The sequence below is a fragment of the Mesorhizobium sp. CA12 genome (genome assembly GCF_020165255.1).
In the GTDB taxonomy this organism is placed as follows: Bacteria; Pseudomonadota; Alphaproteobacteria; order Rhizobiales; family Rhizobiaceae; genus Mesorhizobium.
The window spans coordinates 40,503-58,115 of sequence record NZ_JAIUHT010000004.1; the positions used below are offsets into that span (position 1 = coordinate 40,503).

15 protein-coding genes are annotated in these 17,613 nt (G+C 65.6%); 11 read left to right on the forward strand and 4 right to left on the reverse strand.

Translation table 11 applies throughout. The features are described from left to right. Nucleotide 1 precedes the first annotated feature (1 nt). On the reverse strand, nt 2-1,273 hold the full coding sequence (locus LB520_RS08960; RefSeq protein WP_224637249.1) for a glycoside hydrolase family 5 protein: 1,272 nt from the start codon (nt 1,271-1,273) through the stop codon (nt 2-4). Next, nucleotides 1,270-2,457, reverse strand: a complete 1,188-nt coding sequence (locus LB520_RS08965; protein WP_224637250.1) for a DUF1972 domain-containing protein — start codon at nt 2,455-2,457, stop codon at nt 1,270-1,272. The genes LB520_RS08960 and LB520_RS08965 overlap by 4 nt, the downstream gene beginning before the upstream one ends. 355 nt (nt 2,458-2,812) lie before the next feature. Here LB520_RS08965 and LB520_RS08970 point away from each other — a divergent pair, with 355 nt between their 5' ends. The 10 genes from LB520_RS08970 to LB520_RS09015 all read left to right on the forward strand — a co-directional run bounded on the left by LB520_RS08970 (nt 2,813) and on the right by LB520_RS09015 (nt 15,186). Next, nucleotides 2,813-3,997: a glycosyltransferase family 4 protein gene (locus LB520_RS08970; protein WP_224637251.1), complete on the forward strand. Its 1,185-nt coding sequence runs from the start codon at nt 2,813-2,815 to the stop codon at nt 3,995-3,997. Beyond that, on the forward strand, nt 3,994-5,301 hold the full coding sequence (locus tag LB520_RS08975; protein WP_224637252.1) for a hypothetical protein: 1,308 nt from the start codon (nt 3,994-3,996) through the stop codon (nt 5,299-5,301). Before LB520_RS08970 ends, LB520_RS08975 begins: the two co-directional genes overlap by 4 nt. 9 nt (nt 5,302-5,310) lie before the next feature. Next, nucleotides 5,311-6,531, forward strand: coding sequence for a GNAT family N-acetyltransferase (locus tag LB520_RS08980; RefSeq protein ID WP_224637254.1), 1,221 nt, complete (start codon nt 5,311-5,313; stop codon nt 6,529-6,531). Between the two features lie 96 nt (nt 6,532-6,627). After that, nucleotides 6,628-6,852 carry a hypothetical protein gene (locus LB520_RS08985; protein ID WP_027165877.1) on the forward strand — a complete coding sequence of 75 codons (225 nt, stop codon included), beginning with the start codon at nt 6,628-6,630 and terminating at the stop codon, nt 6,850-6,852. Nucleotides 6,853-7,114: 262 nt separating this feature from the next. Beyond that, nucleotides 7,115-9,607: a DNA ligase D gene (gene ligD, locus LB520_RS08990; RefSeq protein WP_224637255.1), complete on the forward strand. Its 2,493-nt coding sequence runs from the start codon at nt 7,115-7,117 to the stop codon at nt 9,605-9,607. A 405-nt stretch (nt 9,608-10,012) separates the two neighbouring features. Next, nucleotides 10,013-10,921: a Ku protein gene (locus tag LB520_RS08995; protein ID WP_201414768.1), complete on the forward strand. Its 909-nt coding sequence runs from the start codon at nt 10,013-10,015 to the stop codon at nt 10,919-10,921. A gap of 17 nt (nt 10,922-10,938) precedes the next feature. Then, entirely contained in the window at nt 10,939-12,036 is a 1,098-nt protein-coding gene (locus LB520_RS09000) for a tetratricopeptide repeat protein (RefSeq protein ID WP_411969870.1), read from the forward strand. 211 nt (nt 12,037-12,247) lie between these two features. Next, entirely contained in the window at nt 12,248-12,883 is a 636-nt protein-coding gene (locus LB520_RS09005; protein WP_224637257.1) for an alpha/beta fold hydrolase, read from the forward strand. A gap of 154 nt (nt 12,884-13,037) precedes the next feature. Beyond that, nucleotides 13,038-13,814: an exodeoxyribonuclease III gene (locus LB520_RS09010; RefSeq protein WP_224637258.1), complete on the forward strand. Its 777-nt coding sequence runs from the start codon at nt 13,038-13,040 to the stop codon at nt 13,812-13,814. Between the two features lie 181 nt (nt 13,815-13,995). Then, entirely contained in the window at nt 13,996-15,186 is a 1,191-nt protein-coding gene (locus LB520_RS09015) for a hypothetical protein (protein ID WP_224637259.1), read from the forward strand. A gap of 89 nt (nt 15,187-15,275) precedes the next feature. Here LB520_RS09015 and LB520_RS09020 read toward each other — a convergent pair whose 3' ends face one another. Together LB520_RS09020 and LB520_RS09025 are read right to left on the reverse strand one after the other, a co-directional pair. Then, nucleotides 15,276-15,365 carry a hypothetical protein gene (locus LB520_RS09020; protein WP_095768352.1) on the reverse strand — a complete coding sequence of 30 codons (90 nt, stop codon included), beginning with the start codon at nt 15,363-15,365 and terminating at the stop codon, nt 15,276-15,278. Between the two features lie 116 nt (nt 15,366-15,481). Beyond that, nucleotides 15,482-15,580, reverse strand: coding sequence for a putative RiPP precursor (locus tag LB520_RS09025; protein WP_140840615.1), 99 nt, complete (start codon nt 15,578-15,580; stop codon nt 15,482-15,484). Nucleotides 15,581-15,994: 414 nt separating this feature from the next. On the opposite strand from LB520_RS09025, the gene LB520_RS09030 reads away from it, so the two are divergent. After that, nucleotides 15,995-17,587, forward strand: a complete 1,593-nt coding sequence (locus tag LB520_RS09030; protein ID WP_224637260.1) for a WD40 repeat domain-containing protein — start codon at nt 15,995-15,997, stop codon at nt 17,585-17,587. Nucleotides 17,588-17,613 lie beyond the last annotated feature (26 nt).

The window sequence follows — 17,613 nt, forward strand, 5'->3', positions numbered from 1 at the left end:
GTCAAGCGCGCGGCATCCTCAGCCCGAGCGCCTCGACCATCGCGGGATCGAGCGCGCGCGTGGTGTCGTCCATCATGCCCATGCCGTCGAACAGGTCCCAGAATGCCCAGGGAAAGCCGAATGCCTCGGCGCTCTGCCGGACATCGCCGATGTAGCGGGCGCGGTCCGGGTTGGGCGCGGCTGTGTATCGTGCATCGGTTCGCAACGCGCCGAACTCGCCCATGATGATGCGCTCGCGCGCGATGCGATGGGTCTGCGCCCAGTCACTCACCTGCTTGAGGTAGCGGTCGATGAAGCGGCGGTCGGGCTGCGCATCGAAATAGACCTTTAACACCTTCTCTGTCTCGGCATAGGCGGCCTTCTTGGCTTCGTTGGACCTCTCGGAATCCTGCGCCATCCTTGTCCTGACAGAGGCCAGCGTTCTTTCCAGCGTCCCGGCGGAGGCTGGCCACGGCACATTGTTCAGCGCCCGGTAGACCGGCTCGCGCATCCACGGCGCGCCTTGATGGCTGAACAGGTAGGGCTCGTAGAAGTGGAACGTGAACAGGATCGGCTCGAAGGCCGCCAGCGGCGCCGGATCGAGCGCGGCGAGGCCCCGCACCATCGAGCCGCAGCCGCCGGTGGCGAGCAGCGGCAGGTTGCGCGCCGAGACCCGAGCCGCGCTCAGCAGAGCCGCCTGCACCTTGGGCCACAGCCCGGAGGAGCAATCCTGCGGCGGCTCGTTGATCGGCTCCAGCGCTATCCTGCCGGGCGCCATGTCCGCCAGCATGCCGGCAACCTCGCCGACGAAGACCCGGTAGCGCGCGAATTCCGGCGCGCCGGTGCTGGAATACATGCGATCGGGATTCCAGTAATGTGTGGCGCCGTTAGCCTGTATATTGACGATGACGCCGAGATCGGCGCTGAGCGCTGCCTCGACCGCCGCGCTCAGCATTGCTATGAGGTCGGCGCGCTGGCCCGCGTCGGCGGCCAGGAACGGCCCCGGATCGACAGGCAGGCGGATGAAGTCGAGCCCGCTGGCGCGCAGGCGGGCAAGGTCGGCCGGCGTCGGCACCGGCCGCTGCGACTGGAAAGGCGGCCAGTCATAGTCGGCGCGGGGGGCAGGAAATTCGCGCGTCAGCGCAAACCAGGGCCAGGTATTGACGCCGCGCCTGAAAGGCCATGCGCCAGCGGCACGCGCTGGAGATGACATTGGCGGAAGCGCGCTCGCCAGCGGCGCTATTGCCGCGACCAGCGCCGCGCCGAGGAGCCGGCGGCGCGACCAGCCGGTCATGCGTGCTTGGCGCGGTCGGCTTTCGCCGGCGCGGCGGTGGTGACGCCGAGTTGCCGCAGCGCTTCCTTCTCGTAGGCAATGAGCACGTCTTCCCAGCGGAAAGCCTCGCGGGCCCGCGTTCGCGCCGCCTTGCTGCAGCGCGCCACCAGCGCGTCGTCGGCCAGCGCCTCGTCGATCCGCTGGCTCAGGCTGTCGGTATCACTGAAGTAAATCGCCGCCTCGCCGGCGACCCAGCGATTATAGCGGTTATCATGCGCGATCACCATGTTGCCGGCGGCAAGCGCCTCGACCAGCGAGGGGTTGGTGCCGCCCACGGTGTGGCCGTGCATATAGGAGCGCGCGTGGTAGCGCAGCGCCTTCACTGTCGCCTGATCGTAGATCGCGCCGGGCATGATCACCGTGGTCCCTGCCGCCGCGCGCACGGCGCAGTGGTAGGGAATGTCGTCGTTGAGCGTGCCGAGCACCACCAGCTTCATGTCGCCGCGATCGCGGCTGCGGAAGGCTTCGATGATCGGCAGGATGTTGTTGTCGGGTTCGATCCGCGCGATCGAGATCAGGTATTTACCGGGTTCGAGCCCGAGCGCGCGAACGGGTTCTTCCGGCGCTGAGGTCACCGGGTCCGCGCCATAGGCGATCGTGACGATGGCGCCGCGCGGCCGCCTTGTTGCCAGATGGTCGGCGATCGCCGGGTGGTCGGCGATGAGCCGATGCGAGAGCCAGGCGCCGATCCATTCGTTGAGCCAGAACCAACTGCGCGCCGCCGGCCCCCATTTCGGCCGCCGCCACTCGATGCCGTCCATATTGGTGAAGATCTTGCGCCGCATGAGCCTGAGCCAGGTCAGGAACACCGCGCCATTGTAGCCGAGCACCAGGCACACGCCCGGCCGCCTGGCGGCGTCGAGCACGCATTGCCAATCGAATTCCAGTGTCGCGCGGGGACCCTTGGAGGCGACCTCGATGGTGATGAGCTCGATGCCGCGCCAGGTCTCGCTCGTCACCCTTTGCCCGACGCGCTCGACCTCCTTCTGGCAGTAGACGCCGACCTTCCAGCCGCGTCCGGCCAGGAAGAGCGCCAGGCGCTCAGCGAAAGTCTCGAAGCCGCCGTGAGAAGCCGGAATGCCGCGCGTCCCCAGGATCAGGATCGAAGGCTTTTCGATCAGGGTGGAAGGTCGTTCCGGTTTCAAAATAAAGGAATCCCCAGGGTCCGGTCATAGTTGTTGTTACGGCAATGACACGCCCAGCAACTTCCGTGCCAGGGTACCCCCAGGGCGAATATTCACATGAAGGTGTAAAATTTCTCTTCAAGCTACATAGCTTGCTTCATCATCGGTCAACTTTCGCGACGTATCTGTATCGATATGGGGCACGGCTGGGGTTCGTGGGTCGCGGCCGGACATTCGAGACCCGGCATGATCCTTGCTCCCGGCCTGCAGTGGCCATCGCCGGGTAGAGCGGCGTGCGGATTTGGCATGAAGTTCCTTCCGCGCTTTGAAAGGTCCGGTGCTGAGCGGACTCGGGGTGCAAGGTGGAAAGATAGCAATGCGCATAGCCTGCGTTCATCAGGGCTACGAGCTCTATGGTTCGGACCGCAGCTTCGCGGAGAGCGTGGCTGCGCTGCGCGCCGCGTTTCCGGCCGCCGAGATCGAGGTCGTGCTGCCGCGCGAGGGACCGATTGTCGATATCCTCAAGCCGCATGCCAGCCGCATCGTGTTCGAGCCGCTCTGGGTGCTCAGGCGCCAGGCGATGCTCAAGCTCGCCACCGTCGAGATGGCGCGGTTGCCGACGGCGCTCTGGCGCGCCTGGCGGCGCATGCGGGGCAGCGACCTGACCTACATCAACACCTCGATCATCGCCGACTATGCGCTGGCCGCGCGTCTCCTGCCGCGCAAGGCGCTGCTGCACATCCATGAGATTCCCGAGGGCATCCTGCGCAAGGTGCTTGTCGCGCTGATGCGCTGGAGCAAGGCGGATCTCATCTTCAACTCGCGCGCAACGCGCGCCACCTTCGGCGATCCGCCGGCCCTCGATGCCAAGGGGCGGCGCACGCATGTCGTCTATAACGGCGTTGCCGGTCCCGTCGCGGCACTGCCGATGACTTATGACGGCAACCGGCCGCTCAAGGTCCTGCTGCTTGGCCGCGTCAACCGCATAAAGGGGCAGGAGGTGCTGCTCGAAGCCGTCGCCTCGCTCCCCGCCGAGTTGCGCGACCGTGTCGAGGTCCGCCTCGTCGGTGGCGCCTTCGAAAGCGTCGAGCGCGAGCAGGCGTTGGCCGAGTTGGTTGGGCGCATGGGCCTGACAGGGCATGTCGAGGTGCTGCCTTTCGTCTCCGACCCAACTAACCATTATCGCTGGGCCGACATCGTCGCGGTGCCGTCGCGCCGCCCGGAATCGCTCGGCCGCGTGGCCATCGAGGCGATGGGCTGGGGACGGCCGCCGCTGGTCTCGGCGATCGGCGGACTGGTGGAAGTGGTGGCCGACGGCGAGACCGGCTGGCATGTGCCGCCGGGCGACGCGGCCGCCCTCGCCGGCAAGCTCAGCGAGATCATCCTGCGGCCGGATCTGTGGCGCGGCTTCGCCGCTGCCGGTCGCGCGCGCTACGAGGCGCTCTTCAGCGAGCCGATCGCCGCCGCCGCGATCGTGGCGATCGTGGCCGACAAGCTGAAGGCGACGCCGCCGCGGCAGGGGCGGGCGCGTGTCGCCCGCGAGGCGGAGACGAGCCCGTGAAGTTCACCTTCCCGGCCCATCTGGTGCGGCGCCTCATATTGATGATCGGCGGCGAGGCGATGCAGAGCGGTTTCCATTTCGCCCTGAACATCGCGCTGCTGCATCTTTTGTCGGCCGAAGGTTATGGGCTCTTCGCGCTGGCCATGGTGATGGGCGGCGTCGGCTTGTCCTATATCCGCTCGCTCACCGCCGTTCCCGCCACCATATGGATGAGCAAAAGCGCCAACAGCGCCGGCGTCGACGCCTACGACGTGACCTTCGGATCGGCGGCGCTTGTGGTGGCGCTGCTGATGGGATTGGGCACCGGGCTGCTGATGCGCCTCCTGGGCGACCCGAGCGGCATCGGCGCCGCCTGCTTCGTCGGGGCCTGGTCGCTGCGCAGCCATATGCGCACCGCCTTCTTCGCGCGCCGCATGCAGCTCGTCGTCTCCATCAGCGACGCCGCGTTCACGATCGCGGGCATAGTGCTCGCAGGAGCGGCGATCTGGTTCTTTGCGGACGCGCTTCAGGTCACCTTCTATGCGCTTGCCGTGGCCAATGTGGTCGGCATCGCCGTGCTGGTGAGACTGGCGCGCCGCAGGCTGCGTATCTCCTTTCGTGCGCCGACCTTGCGGCGCTATGCAAAGCTCTGGCCGCAGCTTCGCTGGTCGGGGTTCAGCGCCACAACCACCAACATCCAGGGACAATGCCTGGCCCTGCTGGTCGCCGGCATCGCCGGACCCGCGGCCTATGCGCCGCTGGCGGCGGTGCTGGTGCTGTTTGCGCCGCTGCGCATCTCCAGCCTTGCCTTCTCCAACATGACCCAGCCGGAACTCGCAAAGCTGGTGCGCAACAAGGAGTTCGACCGCGTGTGGACGCAGGCCAAGATCTGGGCGCTCGTCATGGGGCTCGGCAGCCTGGCCTATGGTTGCGGCATCCTGTTCATCCTGCCGATGATTAAATCCCAGGCGCTGCAGCATGCCTCGGTCGGGTTGATCGGGCTTTTCGCCATCGCCAACTTCGTGCCGATCATGGCCTATATCATGCCGCGCGTGGTCCTCGAGATCCTTGGCGATTTCCGCATCGTCGCCTTCATCACCATGGCCGGCGCGATTATCGGGCTGGCGGCGATTGGGATTCTGTTGGCCGTCGCCCCGTCGACATGGTCGCTGGCCGGAGCCGCGGTCTCCGAGATCTTCGTGCTAGTGGCCTCATGGTATTTCGCTGCTCACCGTATGTGGAACTCCAAGCACCCGAACGAGCAGCGCCCCAGCGTGTTCGGCGCCTGGCGCCGCGCGGCCACGCTGGCAGTGCAGAGACGATAGGAGAATGATGTGGCAAGCCAGGCAATGCCGATGGCCGCGATGACGACCGGCTTGGCCGGTGACGAGGCTGCAGTGCACGCCACCGGCGGCGCTTATGTGGCGCAGCTGCACACCAGCCTCGAAGCGGTCAAACCGCTCTGGCGGCGTCTCGAGACAGAGGGCGTGTGCACCGGCCACCAGCATTTTGCCTGGGCCGAAGGGATCGTCGAAGGGCTTGTGCCGCCAAAAGCCGATCTCGCCATCGTCGAGGTGAGGGACGCCGCTACGGGCGAGCCGAGGACGCTGGTGCCGTTGATGCGGCGCCGCGCATTCCAGCATTGGGTGATCGAGTGGCTGAGCTGCGGGGTGTGCGATTATTCCGCGCCGTTGCTCGCCGACGCGACGCCCTGGACCAGGCAATCAGCCGAGGCCGCATGGGCGGCGGTGCTTGCCGTGCTGCCGCCGGCCGACCGCATCCACATCGTCGGTATCCCGAAACAGATCGGCGGCATCGCCAATCCCCTGGCGCTGCTTTCTCCGGCGCGCGATTCCATACATTCCCACTACGGCATCGCCATGGATGGCGATGCCGAAACCGTCGTCAAGCGCATCTGTCGCCCGTCCTTCGTCAAGGCGCTCAACAAGGACCTGCGCCGGCTCGATCGCAATGGCGGCCTGGCCCTGGTCGAGGCCGACACGCCAACCCTGGTGGATTCCACCTTCGACAAGCTGGTCGAGATGCGGCTCAGCCGTTTTCGCGAGCTCGGCCGCTTCGATCTGCTGGCGCAGCCGCCGGTCGTCGATTTCTACCGCAAGGCCGCGCATCGCGGCCTGACCGACGGTTCGGTGCGGATCTTTGGCCTGCGCGCTGGCGACGTGACGGTCGCGGTCCAATATCTGGCGGTCCATCTGGGCACCCTGCACGCGCTGCTGGTCGCGATCGACCAGGGTGCGGTTCCCAATGTCTCGCCGGGACTTTGCATCATGGGCGAGCTGATCAGATGGGGGCGCGGGCAGGGGTTCGACTATTTCGACCTGTCGGTCGGCAACCAGAGCTACAAGGAACATATGGGCGCAGTGAAGTCGGTTCTGTCCGAACTTTGCTACGGCATCACGCCGAAGGGCATGGCGGCGAGCGAGGCCATCAAATACCGTGGCTGGGGCGTGGCTTTCGTGCGCGCCAACCCGCGCCTGTTCAAGGTCGCGCAGGAGGCGATGCAGCGCTGGCGGCGGCTGCGTGCGGGGCGGTGAATGGGCCGCCTTCACCCGGCAAATTGACTCACATCCCGCTCTCCGCCATCCTTATGGGCAGCCGCTATCGGAGCGGCAGCGTGCTCGAGTGAGGCCATGGCCAGTCCCGTTGCCAGAGAAAAGTCCCGCCGCGCCGCGGTGAAGACCGCGCTTGAGCGCCACAAGGTCTATGTCACCGCGCAGCGCTTCTCCGGCGGCTCCTACAGCGCCCGCGTGCTGGTCGACGGCGAGGCCTACTGGGTCGACGAGTTCCGGCTTTCGCAACTGAGGCAAGGGCTGACGCCGGCGGAGCTGGAGCTGACGCCGGCCGCCGACGATTGATCCCGCTCCCTTGCTCCGCATCGATGTAGAAAAATCCGAGATGCTGGCGGGACAGCACCCCCCTCTGTCCTGCCGGACATCTCCCCCTCTAGGGGGGAGATTGGCTGTCACGCCGGCTTTCGCCAATCGCCGACGTTGTAAGGGAAGCGCGAACGCGCGGTCTGCTAATCTCCCTGGAGGGGGAGATGTCCGGCAGGACAGAGGGGGGCGCGAAGGAACGAGGCGGTTGCCACTGTCCGCTCTGCGCCTCGGCGTCTGACTCATGCCCGCCAATCTCAAACCCTACCGCGCGAAGCGCGAATTCTCCCGCACCCCCGAACCGGCAGGCACCCTGTCCGCCGGTGCCGGCAACCGCTTTGTCGTTCACAAGCACCACGCCACCGCCGACCATTACGATCTGCGCCTGGAAGTCGGCGGCGTGCTCAAAAGCTGGGCGGTGCCGCGCGGGCCCTCGCTCAATCCGGCCGACAAGCGCCTCGCCGTCGAGACCGAGGACCATCCGATCGAATATATCGATTTCGAGGGCGTCATCCCCGAGGGCGAATATGGCGGCGGGCCGATGATCGTTTGGGACACCGGTACCTGGGCGCCGATGGAGGATGTCGAGAAAAGCCTCAGAACCGGCGCGTTCAAGTTCCGGCTGGCCGGGCAAAAACTCAATGGGGGCTGGATGCTGACCCGGCTGAAGCCGAAGCCGGGCGAGGATGAGAACAAGAAGAACTGGCTGCTCTTCAAAGAGCGCGACCTCGCCTCCGATACAAAGCTCGACATTCTCGAGGCGCGCCCGGAAAGCGTGAAGACCGGCCGCCGCATCGAGGAACTGGCGGCGCCGCCGAGGAAGCGCGAGCGCCTGCCGCCGAAAGCCGGCTCGCTCAAACCGGGCGTGCTGCCCGGCGCAATTAGGGCTGAGCCACCCGCCCGCATCGAGCCGCAACTCGCCAGCCAGGTGCCGAAGCCGCCGGGCGGCACGAGCGTTGCCGAGGACACGGGCGAGCTCTGGTTGCATGAGATAAAGTTCGACGGCTACCGCACCATGGCGCATGTCGTGGGCGGCGAGGTGCGGTTGATCACCCGCGGCGGCATCGACTGGACGAAACGCTATGGCGATCTGCCGCAGGCCTTTTCGCGGCTGCCGATCGCCCAAGCGATCATCGACGGCGAGATCATGGTGCTCGACGACAAGGGCATCTCGCGCTTCGCGCTGCTGCAGGACGCGCTGGCCGAGGGCGCCGGCTCCAAATTGCATTTCTACGCCTTCGACCTGCTCCATCTCGACGGCTGGGATCTGCGCAAGGTGCCGCTGCAGAAGCGCAAAGCCCTGCTCGCCGAGCTGCTCGCCGGTCAGCCCGCCAATTCCGCCATCCAGTACAGCGACCATGTCGAGGGCGACGGCCAGGGCCTGTACGATCAGGCTTCGGACCTTGGGCTGGAAGGTGTCGTCTCCAAGCGCGCCGATGCAATCTACCAGAGCGGCCGCACCAAGAACTGGACCAAGGCCAAGGCACAGAAGACGGACGATTTCGTCATCGCCGGCTATACCGTTTCCGACCAGGCGGAAGGGCTGGCGGCGCTCGGCATGGCTGAGTTCGAAAATGGTGAACTGCACTATCGCGGCAAGGTCGGCACCGGTTTCGACGCAGACATGGCGACGGACCTGCTCGCCCGTCTGGAGCGGCTGACCGCCGGCGCGACCCCGCCCGAAGGCGTGCCGCGCGAGATCATGCGCGAGATGCATTGGGTGAAGCCGCTGCTGTCGGCACGCGTCCGCTATTCGAACCGCACCGCCGATAATGCGATCCGGCACGGCGTCTTCCGCGGGTTGCGCGATATCGGCGGGCTGACCACGCCGGTGCCGGTCAAGCGAAAACGGCTGATCGCCGAATCCGACCTCGCCACCATCTGGGTCACCAATCCGGAGCGGCGGCTATTCGGTAGGACCGGGCCAACAAAACTCGACATCGCGGTGTATTACGCGCTGGTCGGCGATTTCATGCTGCCGCATATCATCGGCCGACCGGTGTCGCTGGTGCGCTGCCCGACCGGCAAGCCGCAGGACTGCTTCTTCCAGCGCCACGCCTTCACCGGCATGCCGCCTTCGGTTGCCGTGTTCGAGTCGATCAATTCGGAAGGCGAGACAAAAACCTATCTCTCGGTCGAGGACGCCAAGGGCTATCTGGCGCTGGCGCAATTCGGCGTGGTGGAATTCCATACCTGGGGCACGCACCGGTCAAAACTCGACAAGCCCGACCAGATCGTCTTCGATCTCGACCCGGGCGAAGGGATTTCCTGGCGCGAGGTGGTTGAAGCCGCGGTCCACATCAAGGCCGGGCTGGAGAGCCTGGGACTGGTCCCATTCGCCAAAACCTCCGGCGGCAAGGGCATCCACATCACCGTACCGGTGACGCGCAAGCAGAACTGGAAGAAGCTGCACCAGGCTTCGAGCGCGATTTCGACTTTGCTGGCGGCAAGCGCGCCCGACACCTTCACCACCACGATGGGCAAGGAAAACCGCAAGAAGCGCATCTTCATCGACTTCCACCGCAACGCGCGCGGCCACACTTCAGCCGCCCCCTATTCGCTGCGCGCCCGCACCAATCTGCCGGCCTCGACGCCGGTGAGTTGGACCGACCTGGAGACGATCGACGCGCCGGAGGACCTGAATTACGCCTCGCTGCCGGGGCTGTTGGAGACATCCGGCGATCCCTGGGCGGAGATCGACGAGGCGGCGCGGGATTTGCCTGTGTTTGAGCGCTAGTTCCTCGCCCCCACAAAGTGGGGGAGAGTTGGCCGCGTAGCGGCCGGAGAGGGGGCAGCGCCAACGTATGTGATCGAGGCGCCAAAAGATATTCAGCTCCGCGCCATTCCCCCTCTCCGTCTCGGCTTCGCCGAGCCACCTCTCCCCCGCCTCCGCGGGGGCGAGGAACGGCGTCAGGGCATCGACGCTTTCTACAATTTGAATTATTCTCCGCGCCAACCGTCCCCAGAACGTTTCGCTAGGAATTCGGCACTATCATCAGGGGTCGGTGTAGGATTTCCACGGCGCTGATCGTCCTACGGACGAAGCGCTGCAAAGAGCATGGTCCTAAAAAGGCCGGAACCGGTTTTTGGACAAGACCATGCTCCAACATAGTGTCAGTGCATGGCCGCGTAGGAGTTCATCATGGCGCCCAGGGCAAGTTGGAAAGGTTACCTCAAGCTCAGCCTCGTCAGCTGTCCGGTCCGGCTTTACCCGGCCACCAGCGCGAGCGAGCGCATTTCGTTCAATCAGCTGCACAAGAAGACGCACAACCGCATCAACATGAAACCGGTCGATCCCGAGCTTGGCCTTGTCGAGCGTTCGGACCTCGTGCGCGGTTACGAGTACGAGGACAAGCAGTACATCATCATCGATGACGCCGATCTCGATGCGGTCAGGATCGAATCCAACCACACGATGAACATCGAGGCCTTTGTCGACGAGGCCGAAGTCGACGTCATCTACCAGGACGCGCCCTATTATCTCGCGCCCGACGGCGCCATGGCGGAGGAGACCTTCGTCGTGCTGCGCGAGGCGATGCGCAAGTCCGGCAAGCTGGCGATCGCCCGCCTGGTGCTCTCCAGCCGCGAGCGCGTGGTGACGATCGGTCCGCGCGAGAACGGCATGTTCGTCTGCACCTTGAGAAACCCCAACGAAGTGCGCGGCACGGCTGAATATTTCGGCAACATCCCGGCCGGCAAGCCGGATCCGGAAATGCTCGAGCTGGCCCAGGCATTGATAAAGCAGAAGGAAACCCACTTCGATCCGAAGAACTACGAGGATCGCTACGAGGTGGCGCTGATGGCGATGATCCGCGAGAAGCTGAAGGGCCACAAGCCGATCATCGCGGCTGCGCCCGAGCGCGGCAATGTCATCAACCTGATGGATGCGCTGAAGGCGAGCCTGTCGCAGCAGGCGAAACCCCCGGCCAAGTCGAAGAGCAAGGCCGAGGAAGCGCCGGCGAAGCCGTCCAAGAAGGCGGCCGCGGGCGGTGCGCCTGAGAACCCGCTGAAGGCGAACCTGTTGAAGGCCGTCGGCAAGAGCAAGAAGTGACGGGAAATGCTGGGCCAGTGATCGTTCCCGGCGCCGTCTTCGGCGTCGTCGGCGCGCTGGCCGCCTTTCCATTGCGGCTCGCTGCCCGCGAGGTCGGGCGCCGCCATGCGGAGCTGAGGCGCGGCGTCACGCGCCGCACCACGCACGTCGTGTTCGGCCGCGCGCTTCTCGCCAAGGCGGCGAAATCCGGCGATGCCGAGATCGAGCGCCGCGTGAAAGCGGAGCGCGAAGCAGGCCGCCAACTCATCAGCGAGAACGGCTTCCTGCGCCTGCTTGGACTGATGAAGGCGCCCGATGCCTCGTCGCTCTCCAGGCAATCGCTCGTCGACCAGTCGCGGCTTGGCGGCGACGATCTCGACATGCTGTCACTGTTCGACGCCTTCGAGCATGATGGCGAACCTTACTCCTTCCGAGACCTGATCCTGGCCCGCAAATATGCCGGGCTGATCGCCAGCGGTGCCAGCTGGGGCGCGATCGCGCGCTCCGTGCATCGCTCCGGCCCGGTCGCCTCGCTCACGGCAAAATCGCTCAATCTCGGCTCGCAGCATGGCCGCCCGGATGCGATCTATCTCGACGAAGGCAGGAGCGAGCTCGACGGCCAGCTTTTGTTCGACCTCGGTTCACCCGAGGATGACACGCTGGAGGAATTGTTCGCCGAGGCCGAAATGGCAGAAGAGGAGGGGCGCCACGACGATGCGGCCGCGCTCTACCAGCGTTGCCTGGCGATCGATCCCAAGGATGCGATTGCCGCCTTCAACCGCGCCAATTGCCTGCGCGGCGCCGGCCGGGTTGCCGAAGCCGCGCATGATTATGCCCGCGCGATAAAACTCGATCCGGGTTTCGTCGAAGCCTGGTTCAACCTCGCCGGCCTGATGAGCGACGAGGGCAAGGTGGCATCGGCGCGAAGGCACCTTCAGAAGGCTGTTGCGCTCGACAAGAGCTATGCCGATCCGGTGTTCAACCTGGCTCGGCTGGAATTCGATGCGGGTAATCTGATGGAGGCCCGCCGGTTGTGGGTCCGCTATCTGGAATTGGATGCCGAGTCCGAATGGGCGCGGACTGCGCAGAAGGGAATCCAGTTCGTGGACCTGCACATGGCGCGCACGGCGGGGTGAGCGCCTTTTCCTTCTCCCCTTGTGGGAGAAGGTGGATCGGCGCGCCAGCGCCGAGACGGATGAGGGGTGCTGGAAGGAATGAGACGTTGGTGACCTTGTCGCAAGTAGGAGTATTGAAGGGCGTATCCGCCAAGCTGGAGCACCCCTCATCCGTCCGAGCTTCGCTCGGCCACCTTCTCCCACAAGGGGAGAAGGAGAGATTGGCGCTCCCATGACCCACTTCCTCTTCGACGGCTTCGACACCGCTCCCGTCACCGTCCTGCTCGCCCACGGCGCCGGCGCGCCGATGGATTCCGCGTCGATGGCCACCACCGCCAAAGCGCTCGCGGCCGCCGGCTTCCAAGTCGCACGCTTCGAGTTCCACTATATGGCCGCGCGCCGCTACGGCCATCGCAAGCCGCCGCCGCGCGCCGAGACGGTGAACCCGGAATATGTGAAGGCGATCGCCGATCTGCGCGCCAAGGGCGTGACCGGAAAGCTGATCATAGGTGGCAAGTCGATGGGCGGCCGCGTCGCCTCCATGGTCGCCGACGAGATGTTCGCCAAGGGCGAGATCGCCGGGCTCGTGTGCCTCGGCTATCCGTTCCATCCGCCGGGCAAGCCGGAGCAATTGCGGACGAAGCATCTGATCAACCTGAAGACGCCCACGCTGATCTTCCAGGGCACGCGCGACGAGTTTGGCACCAAGGAGGAAGTCGCGACCTACGGCCTTTCTCCTGCCGTCGAGGTGATCTGGCTGGAGGACGGCGACCATGATTTGAAACCACGCAAGGCGATCTCGGGTTTTACGGCGGGCGATCATCTGAAGACGGTGGCGGAGACGATCAAAATCCGGATGACGGACTGACTACGCCGCCAAGTCTGCCGAGATTCAGGTCAGGCCGAGTCGAAAATGGGTGGTTTCCGAGAACCGGAGCGGAGCGTACCTAAAGTACGTGAGCACCGGAAGCGCAGGAAGCCGCCATTTGCAGGCCGGCATCACCTGAATATCGACGGACTTGATGAAACTCGCCACCTTCAACATCAACAACATCAACACCCGGCTGGACAACCTGCTCGCTTGGCTCGCCAAGGCAAAGCCCGACGTCGTCTGCCTGCAGGAGTTGAAGGCGCGCGACACGCAGTTTCCGCTGACCCGGCTCGCCAACGCCGGCTATGGCGCTGTGTGGAAGGGCGAGCCGACCTGGAACGGGGTCGCGATCCTCGCGCGCGGCGCCGAGCCGGTGCTGACGCGCGATGCGCTGCCCGGCGACAATGCCGACCGCCAGGCGCGCTACATCGAGGCGGCGGTCGACGGCGTCGTCATCGCCTGCCTCTACGCGCCGAACGGCAATCCTCGACCGGGGCCGAAATTCGACTACAAGCTCGCCTGGCACGACCGCTTTGCCGCGCATGCGGGTGAGCTCCTCGACACCGGCCTGCCGGTGGCGCTCGCCGGCGACTTCAACATCGTGCCCGAGCCGCGCGACATTTATGAGACCCGCTCCTATGACGACAACGCGCTGGTGCAACCCGAAAGCCGCGCCGCCTTCGCCGCGCTGATCGCGCAGGGCTGGACAGACGCGTTGCGAAAGGTTTTTCCCAAGGAGGAGAGGCTCTATACTTTCTGGGACTATCGCCGGAACCGCTGGCCACGCGACGCCGGCCTGAGGCTCGACCACATTCTGTTGTCGAAGAAGCTCGCTCGAAAACTGAAAGGGGCGGGCATCGACCGCGAAGTACGGGGAGGGGACAATCCAAGCGACCACGCGCCGGTCTGGGTGGAGTTGGCAACCTGACCTTCTCCCACAAGGTGAGAAGGGAAAGCTGGCGCTGTCCCGCCAGCATCTCAATCCTGACTCGTCCATCGCAATGACTTGCGGCATCGATGCCCAACGCTAATCTGCTGCAAACTTGGATGGGGGGACAATTTCATGCACGCGGTCTTGAACGGCGATCTCCAGCCATCGCCTCTCCGCCATGGCTGACACCGCCCTCGTCGCGCTTATCTCAGCCCTTGTCCTTGCCGGCGCCATCGCTCTCATTGCGATCGCGCTGCGCCGGCGCCGCAAGCGCCGCAGGGCGCGCGGCAATCCCGATCCGGCGGGCGACTACGCGCCGCGCGCCGCGTGGGCGCCGACATCCGGCAAGCTCAACTTCTCGTCCTTCGTCTACATGGATGTCGACGGCGACGGCACCTATGGTCAAGCCGACCGGCCGATGGCGGGCATCGTGGTGCGGCTCTATGACGAGCGCGGCATTTTCCTGGCTTCGGCGCGCAGCAACGCCGCCGGTTTCGCCAATTTCCCGACGTCGTCGAAGCGCCGCAGCGCGGCGATCCAACGGCCCGGCAGCTACCGCTTTTCCGTCTCGGTGCCGTCCGGCTGGCGCGCCAGCAGCGCCAATCATGACCAGGCGGTGCGTATCGCGGATGCCCCCGGATCCATGGTCGGCCTCGCCGGCGAGGCCTTGCCGAAGCCGGTCGGGCTCGCGCCGGGGCGGACGTTGAACGGCAGGACGCCGGCCGCGACGGGCGTCACGCTGTCGGTCAAGGCCAAGGGTCAGTTGCTTGAGAGCCGGGCGCTGCCCGCCGACGCGGCCTTCCGCTTCCCGCTCGGCGTCGAGGCCGATGAAATCGTCATTGCCGGTTCGGGGCTCGACCGAAGGCTCAAGCTGTCGGCTTACCCGGTCGATCTCGGCCTGTTGGCGCGCGGCGCGCTCGCGCCCGACGCTGCGCTCAACGCCATCGGCTTCGACGACATAACCCCGCGCGGCCTGTGCAAGGTGCCGTCCGGCCATGCCGGGCTCGACTGGCGCAATCTCAACGCCATGGCGCGTGACCACACCGCCAACAGCGAGGGCTATGTCAACGGCAATGTCTCGGGCGCCTACATCGCCTATACCAGCAGCGGCCATCCGGCCGAGTTCGGTCGCGCCACACCCTTCGGCTTCCACTCGGTGATGCTGACCGCGGCCTGGCTGGCCTCGGAAGGCGAGACCGCGCTTGTCGAAAGCTGGTTAGGGGAGGAGCTGATCGCCAGCGATGAGATCGCGCTGTCGGCGCTAGCACCGGTTCAATACGCGCCCATGCTGCAGGCGGTGACGCGTGTCCGCATCTCCACCAGACACCACTGGCAGGCCGTGCTCGACGATCTGATCGTGGCGCTTTGACATATGCCGGCCAAAGCACGGCAATTCTTGCGAGTTCTCAAGCAAGACTAACCCGCGCCGCCTGAAGGCCTGTGCAAGGCGCCTTTGGCTCAGAATACGACGGAAGCTGCGCCGTTAGCGGTGATTGCCGAAAGCCTATCCTTCTTGACCAGCGTCGGCCTCACATAGGTCTTCCTCATCCACGCTCTCCCGAAAATTCCGCCGCATGATCTCATACGCACGTCTGCCATCAAGCAAACGCCCGAGCAAGCGCTTCCCCTTTGCGTATTCCTGCTACTGCACTGAAATTATATCGTCAGGTAGCGCCATTGGTGATGGCGAGCGACGGACTTGCCACCACCGTCGAAAGCTTGCCCTTGCGGACGAGAATCGGCTTCTCGTAAATCTTTTTCATCCCAAATTTCCCCCGTTAATCAGTGTCGGCAAAAGCACCGATGATTTCATCAAACCGGCGAAGGCAGCGAACCCGCCACAACCGCTGAAAGCTTACCCTTGCGGATCAAAACCGGCTTCTCGTAAGTCTTCTTCATAAGATTGCTCTCCTAGAAATCCCCGGCGGATAATCTCACATAGGCAATTTCTGTCAATCACCGGCTCCAGCGGGCTGTTCTGCTCCCGGGATAGCGTTCTACTGATAGAGCCGCCGCCCAATAGTGGGCGACCGCGCCGGCCGGAACCGGATGCGAAGGATATCGCCCGGCGAAGCTGTGTGACGTCTTGCACTTAGCCTTGGCCGCAAGCTCGGCTAGGATGCCGGGGCCGGCCCGCTGCCGCCGGTTGCAACGTGGCGGGGCGATGGGGGAGACCGATGAAGAGATCGACCGAAAGGCTGCTGGCGCTGGCGATGCTGATCGTCGGCATTGCCTGTTTCGCCAAGCTCTATGCGGCGCTGGACGGCAGGCCGCCAGCGACGGCGCGCCTGGAAGTCTTCGGCGCAGCCGGCGTGCTGTCGGTCCTTGCCGGGCTGCTTATCCTCGCCGGTCTGCTGCCGGGCGCCGTCAGGCACGATCCGGCCGCCCCTTTGTTCGGCCGCGACGCCGGGATCGCGCCGGCCGGCCATCCGCGGCTGCGCCGCGCAGAGCTCGCTTTGCCGCTGTTGGCCCTGATCGTCATCGTCGCCGACCAGTTCGGTTGGCGGGCGCCGGGCGCCGAACCGGCGAAGGAAGTCGCCACCGTGCCGGCAGATCCGGCGCCTCGATCGCCCAAACCGAGGCCCGAGCCGGAGGCGAGCGCAAAACCTACCACGCCCGAGTCGAGCATCGAGCCAGCCTTGCCCGCACCCGCACAGCAAGAGGCTGCAAAGCCCCCGTTGCCCGAGCCGGTTGCGGCTCCCGTTCAGCCGGCGCCGACAGCCGCTCCACCGGCCGAGTCCGCGCCGCCGCGGCCTGCCCAGCCGGCAGAGCCGGTCCAGCCAACCCAGCAGACGGCGCTCGCTCCCGCAACGCCGCCGCAGACGGTGGCGCCGCCTCCACCGGCGCCCCCGGCCCAGCCGACCGCGCTGGAAGGCCACCGCGACGCCGTCGTCTGGCTGGCGGTGTCGGCCGACGGCCACCAGATCATGAGCGCCAGCACCGACCGCATAATCAAGCTCTGGGATATCGAGGGCAAGCGGCTGATCCGCGACCTTGGTGAGCACAAGGACATGGCGCGCAGCGCGCTTTTCATGCCCGATGGCAAGACCGTGCTCACCGCCGGCGACGACGGCGAAATCGTGCTGCGCCAGCTATCCGACGGCACGGTGCTGCACGTCTTCTCCTCAGGGGCGAACGGCGGCGTCAGGCAACTGAAGATAAGCCTGAACGGCAAGCTCGCCGTTAGCGGTCACGACACCGGTTCCGTCGTCGTTTGGGACCTGGGGAAGGGAGCGGTCTTGCATGTGCTGCCGGGCCACGACTGGTCGGTGAGTTCCGTCGCCATCTCGCCCGACGGCACCAGGGCGCTCACCGGCAGCATCGACGGTGAGCTGAAACTCTGGGACATCGTTGCGGGCAAGCAACTGCGCAGCTGGCTCGGCCACGAGCGAGGCGCCTATGGCGCGGTCTTCCTGGCCGATGGTCACCACGCGGTGACCGGCAGCGGCGATTACACAATAAAGCTTTGGGACCTCGACACCTTCAAGGAGGTCCGCCGCTTCGAGGGGCATTCCGGCACGGTCTATGCGCTGGCCTTGTCGGCCGACGGCAAGCGCCTCGGCTCCGTCTCGCTCGACGGAACCGCGCGGATCTGGAACGTGGACACCGGCGCCGAGATCGCCGAATTCGACCCCGGCACTGGTCCCATGTACGCGGTCGCCTTCGCCGCCGACGGCACGCTATTGACCGGCGGCATCGACCGCGCCATCCGCGACTGGCCGGCGGCGGGCGGGGAGGGCACGGTGCTGTTTGCCGGGGCGCCGGAGTGAGTGTGACGTTAGAGGTGGGCGAAAAG

What these genes read in the sequence shown, in the direction of transcription:
- LB520_RS08960 (WP_224637249.1), bottom strand. Translation starts at nt 1,273, where the DNA reads ATGACCGGCTGGTCGCGCCGCCGGCTCCTCGGCGCGGCGCTGGTCGCG.
- LB520_RS08970 (WP_224637251.1), top strand. Translation starts at nt 2,813, where the DNA reads ATGCGCATAGCCTGCGTTCATCAGGGCTACGAGCTCTATGGTTCGGAC.
- LB520_RS08985 (WP_027165877.1), top strand. Translation starts at nt 6,628, where the DNA reads ATGGCCAGTCCCGTTGCCAGAGAAAAGTCCCGCCGCGCCGCGGTGAAG.
- ligD (WP_224637255.1), top strand. Translation starts at nt 7,115, where the DNA reads ATGCCCGCCAATCTCAAACCCTACCGCGCGAAGCGCGAATTCTCCCGC.
- LB520_RS08995 (WP_201414768.1), top strand. Translation starts at nt 10,013, where the DNA reads ATGGCGCCCAGGGCAAGTTGGAAAGGTTACCTCAAGCTCAGCCTCGTC.
- LB520_RS09005 (WP_224637257.1), top strand. Translation starts at nt 12,248, where the DNA reads ATGACCCACTTCCTCTTCGACGGCTTCGACACCGCTCCCGTCACCGTC.
- LB520_RS09010 (WP_224637258.1), top strand. Translation starts at nt 13,038, where the DNA reads ATGAAACTCGCCACCTTCAACATCAACAACATCAACACCCGGCTGGAC.
- LB520_RS09015 (WP_224637259.1), top strand. Translation starts at nt 13,996, where the DNA reads ATGGCTGACACCGCCCTCGTCGCGCTTATCTCAGCCCTTGTCCTTGCC.
- LB520_RS09020 (WP_095768352.1), bottom strand. Translation starts at nt 15,365, where the DNA reads ATGAGGAAGACCTATGTGAGGCCGACGCTGGTCAAGAAGGATAGGCTT.
- LB520_RS09025 (WP_140840615.1), bottom strand. Translation starts at nt 15,580, where the DNA reads ATGAAAAAGATTTACGAGAAGCCGATTCTCGTCCGCAAGGGCAAGCTT.
- LB520_RS09030 (WP_224637260.1), top strand. Translation starts at nt 15,995, where the DNA reads ATGAAGAGATCGACCGAAAGGCTGCTGGCGCTGGCGATGCTGATCGTC.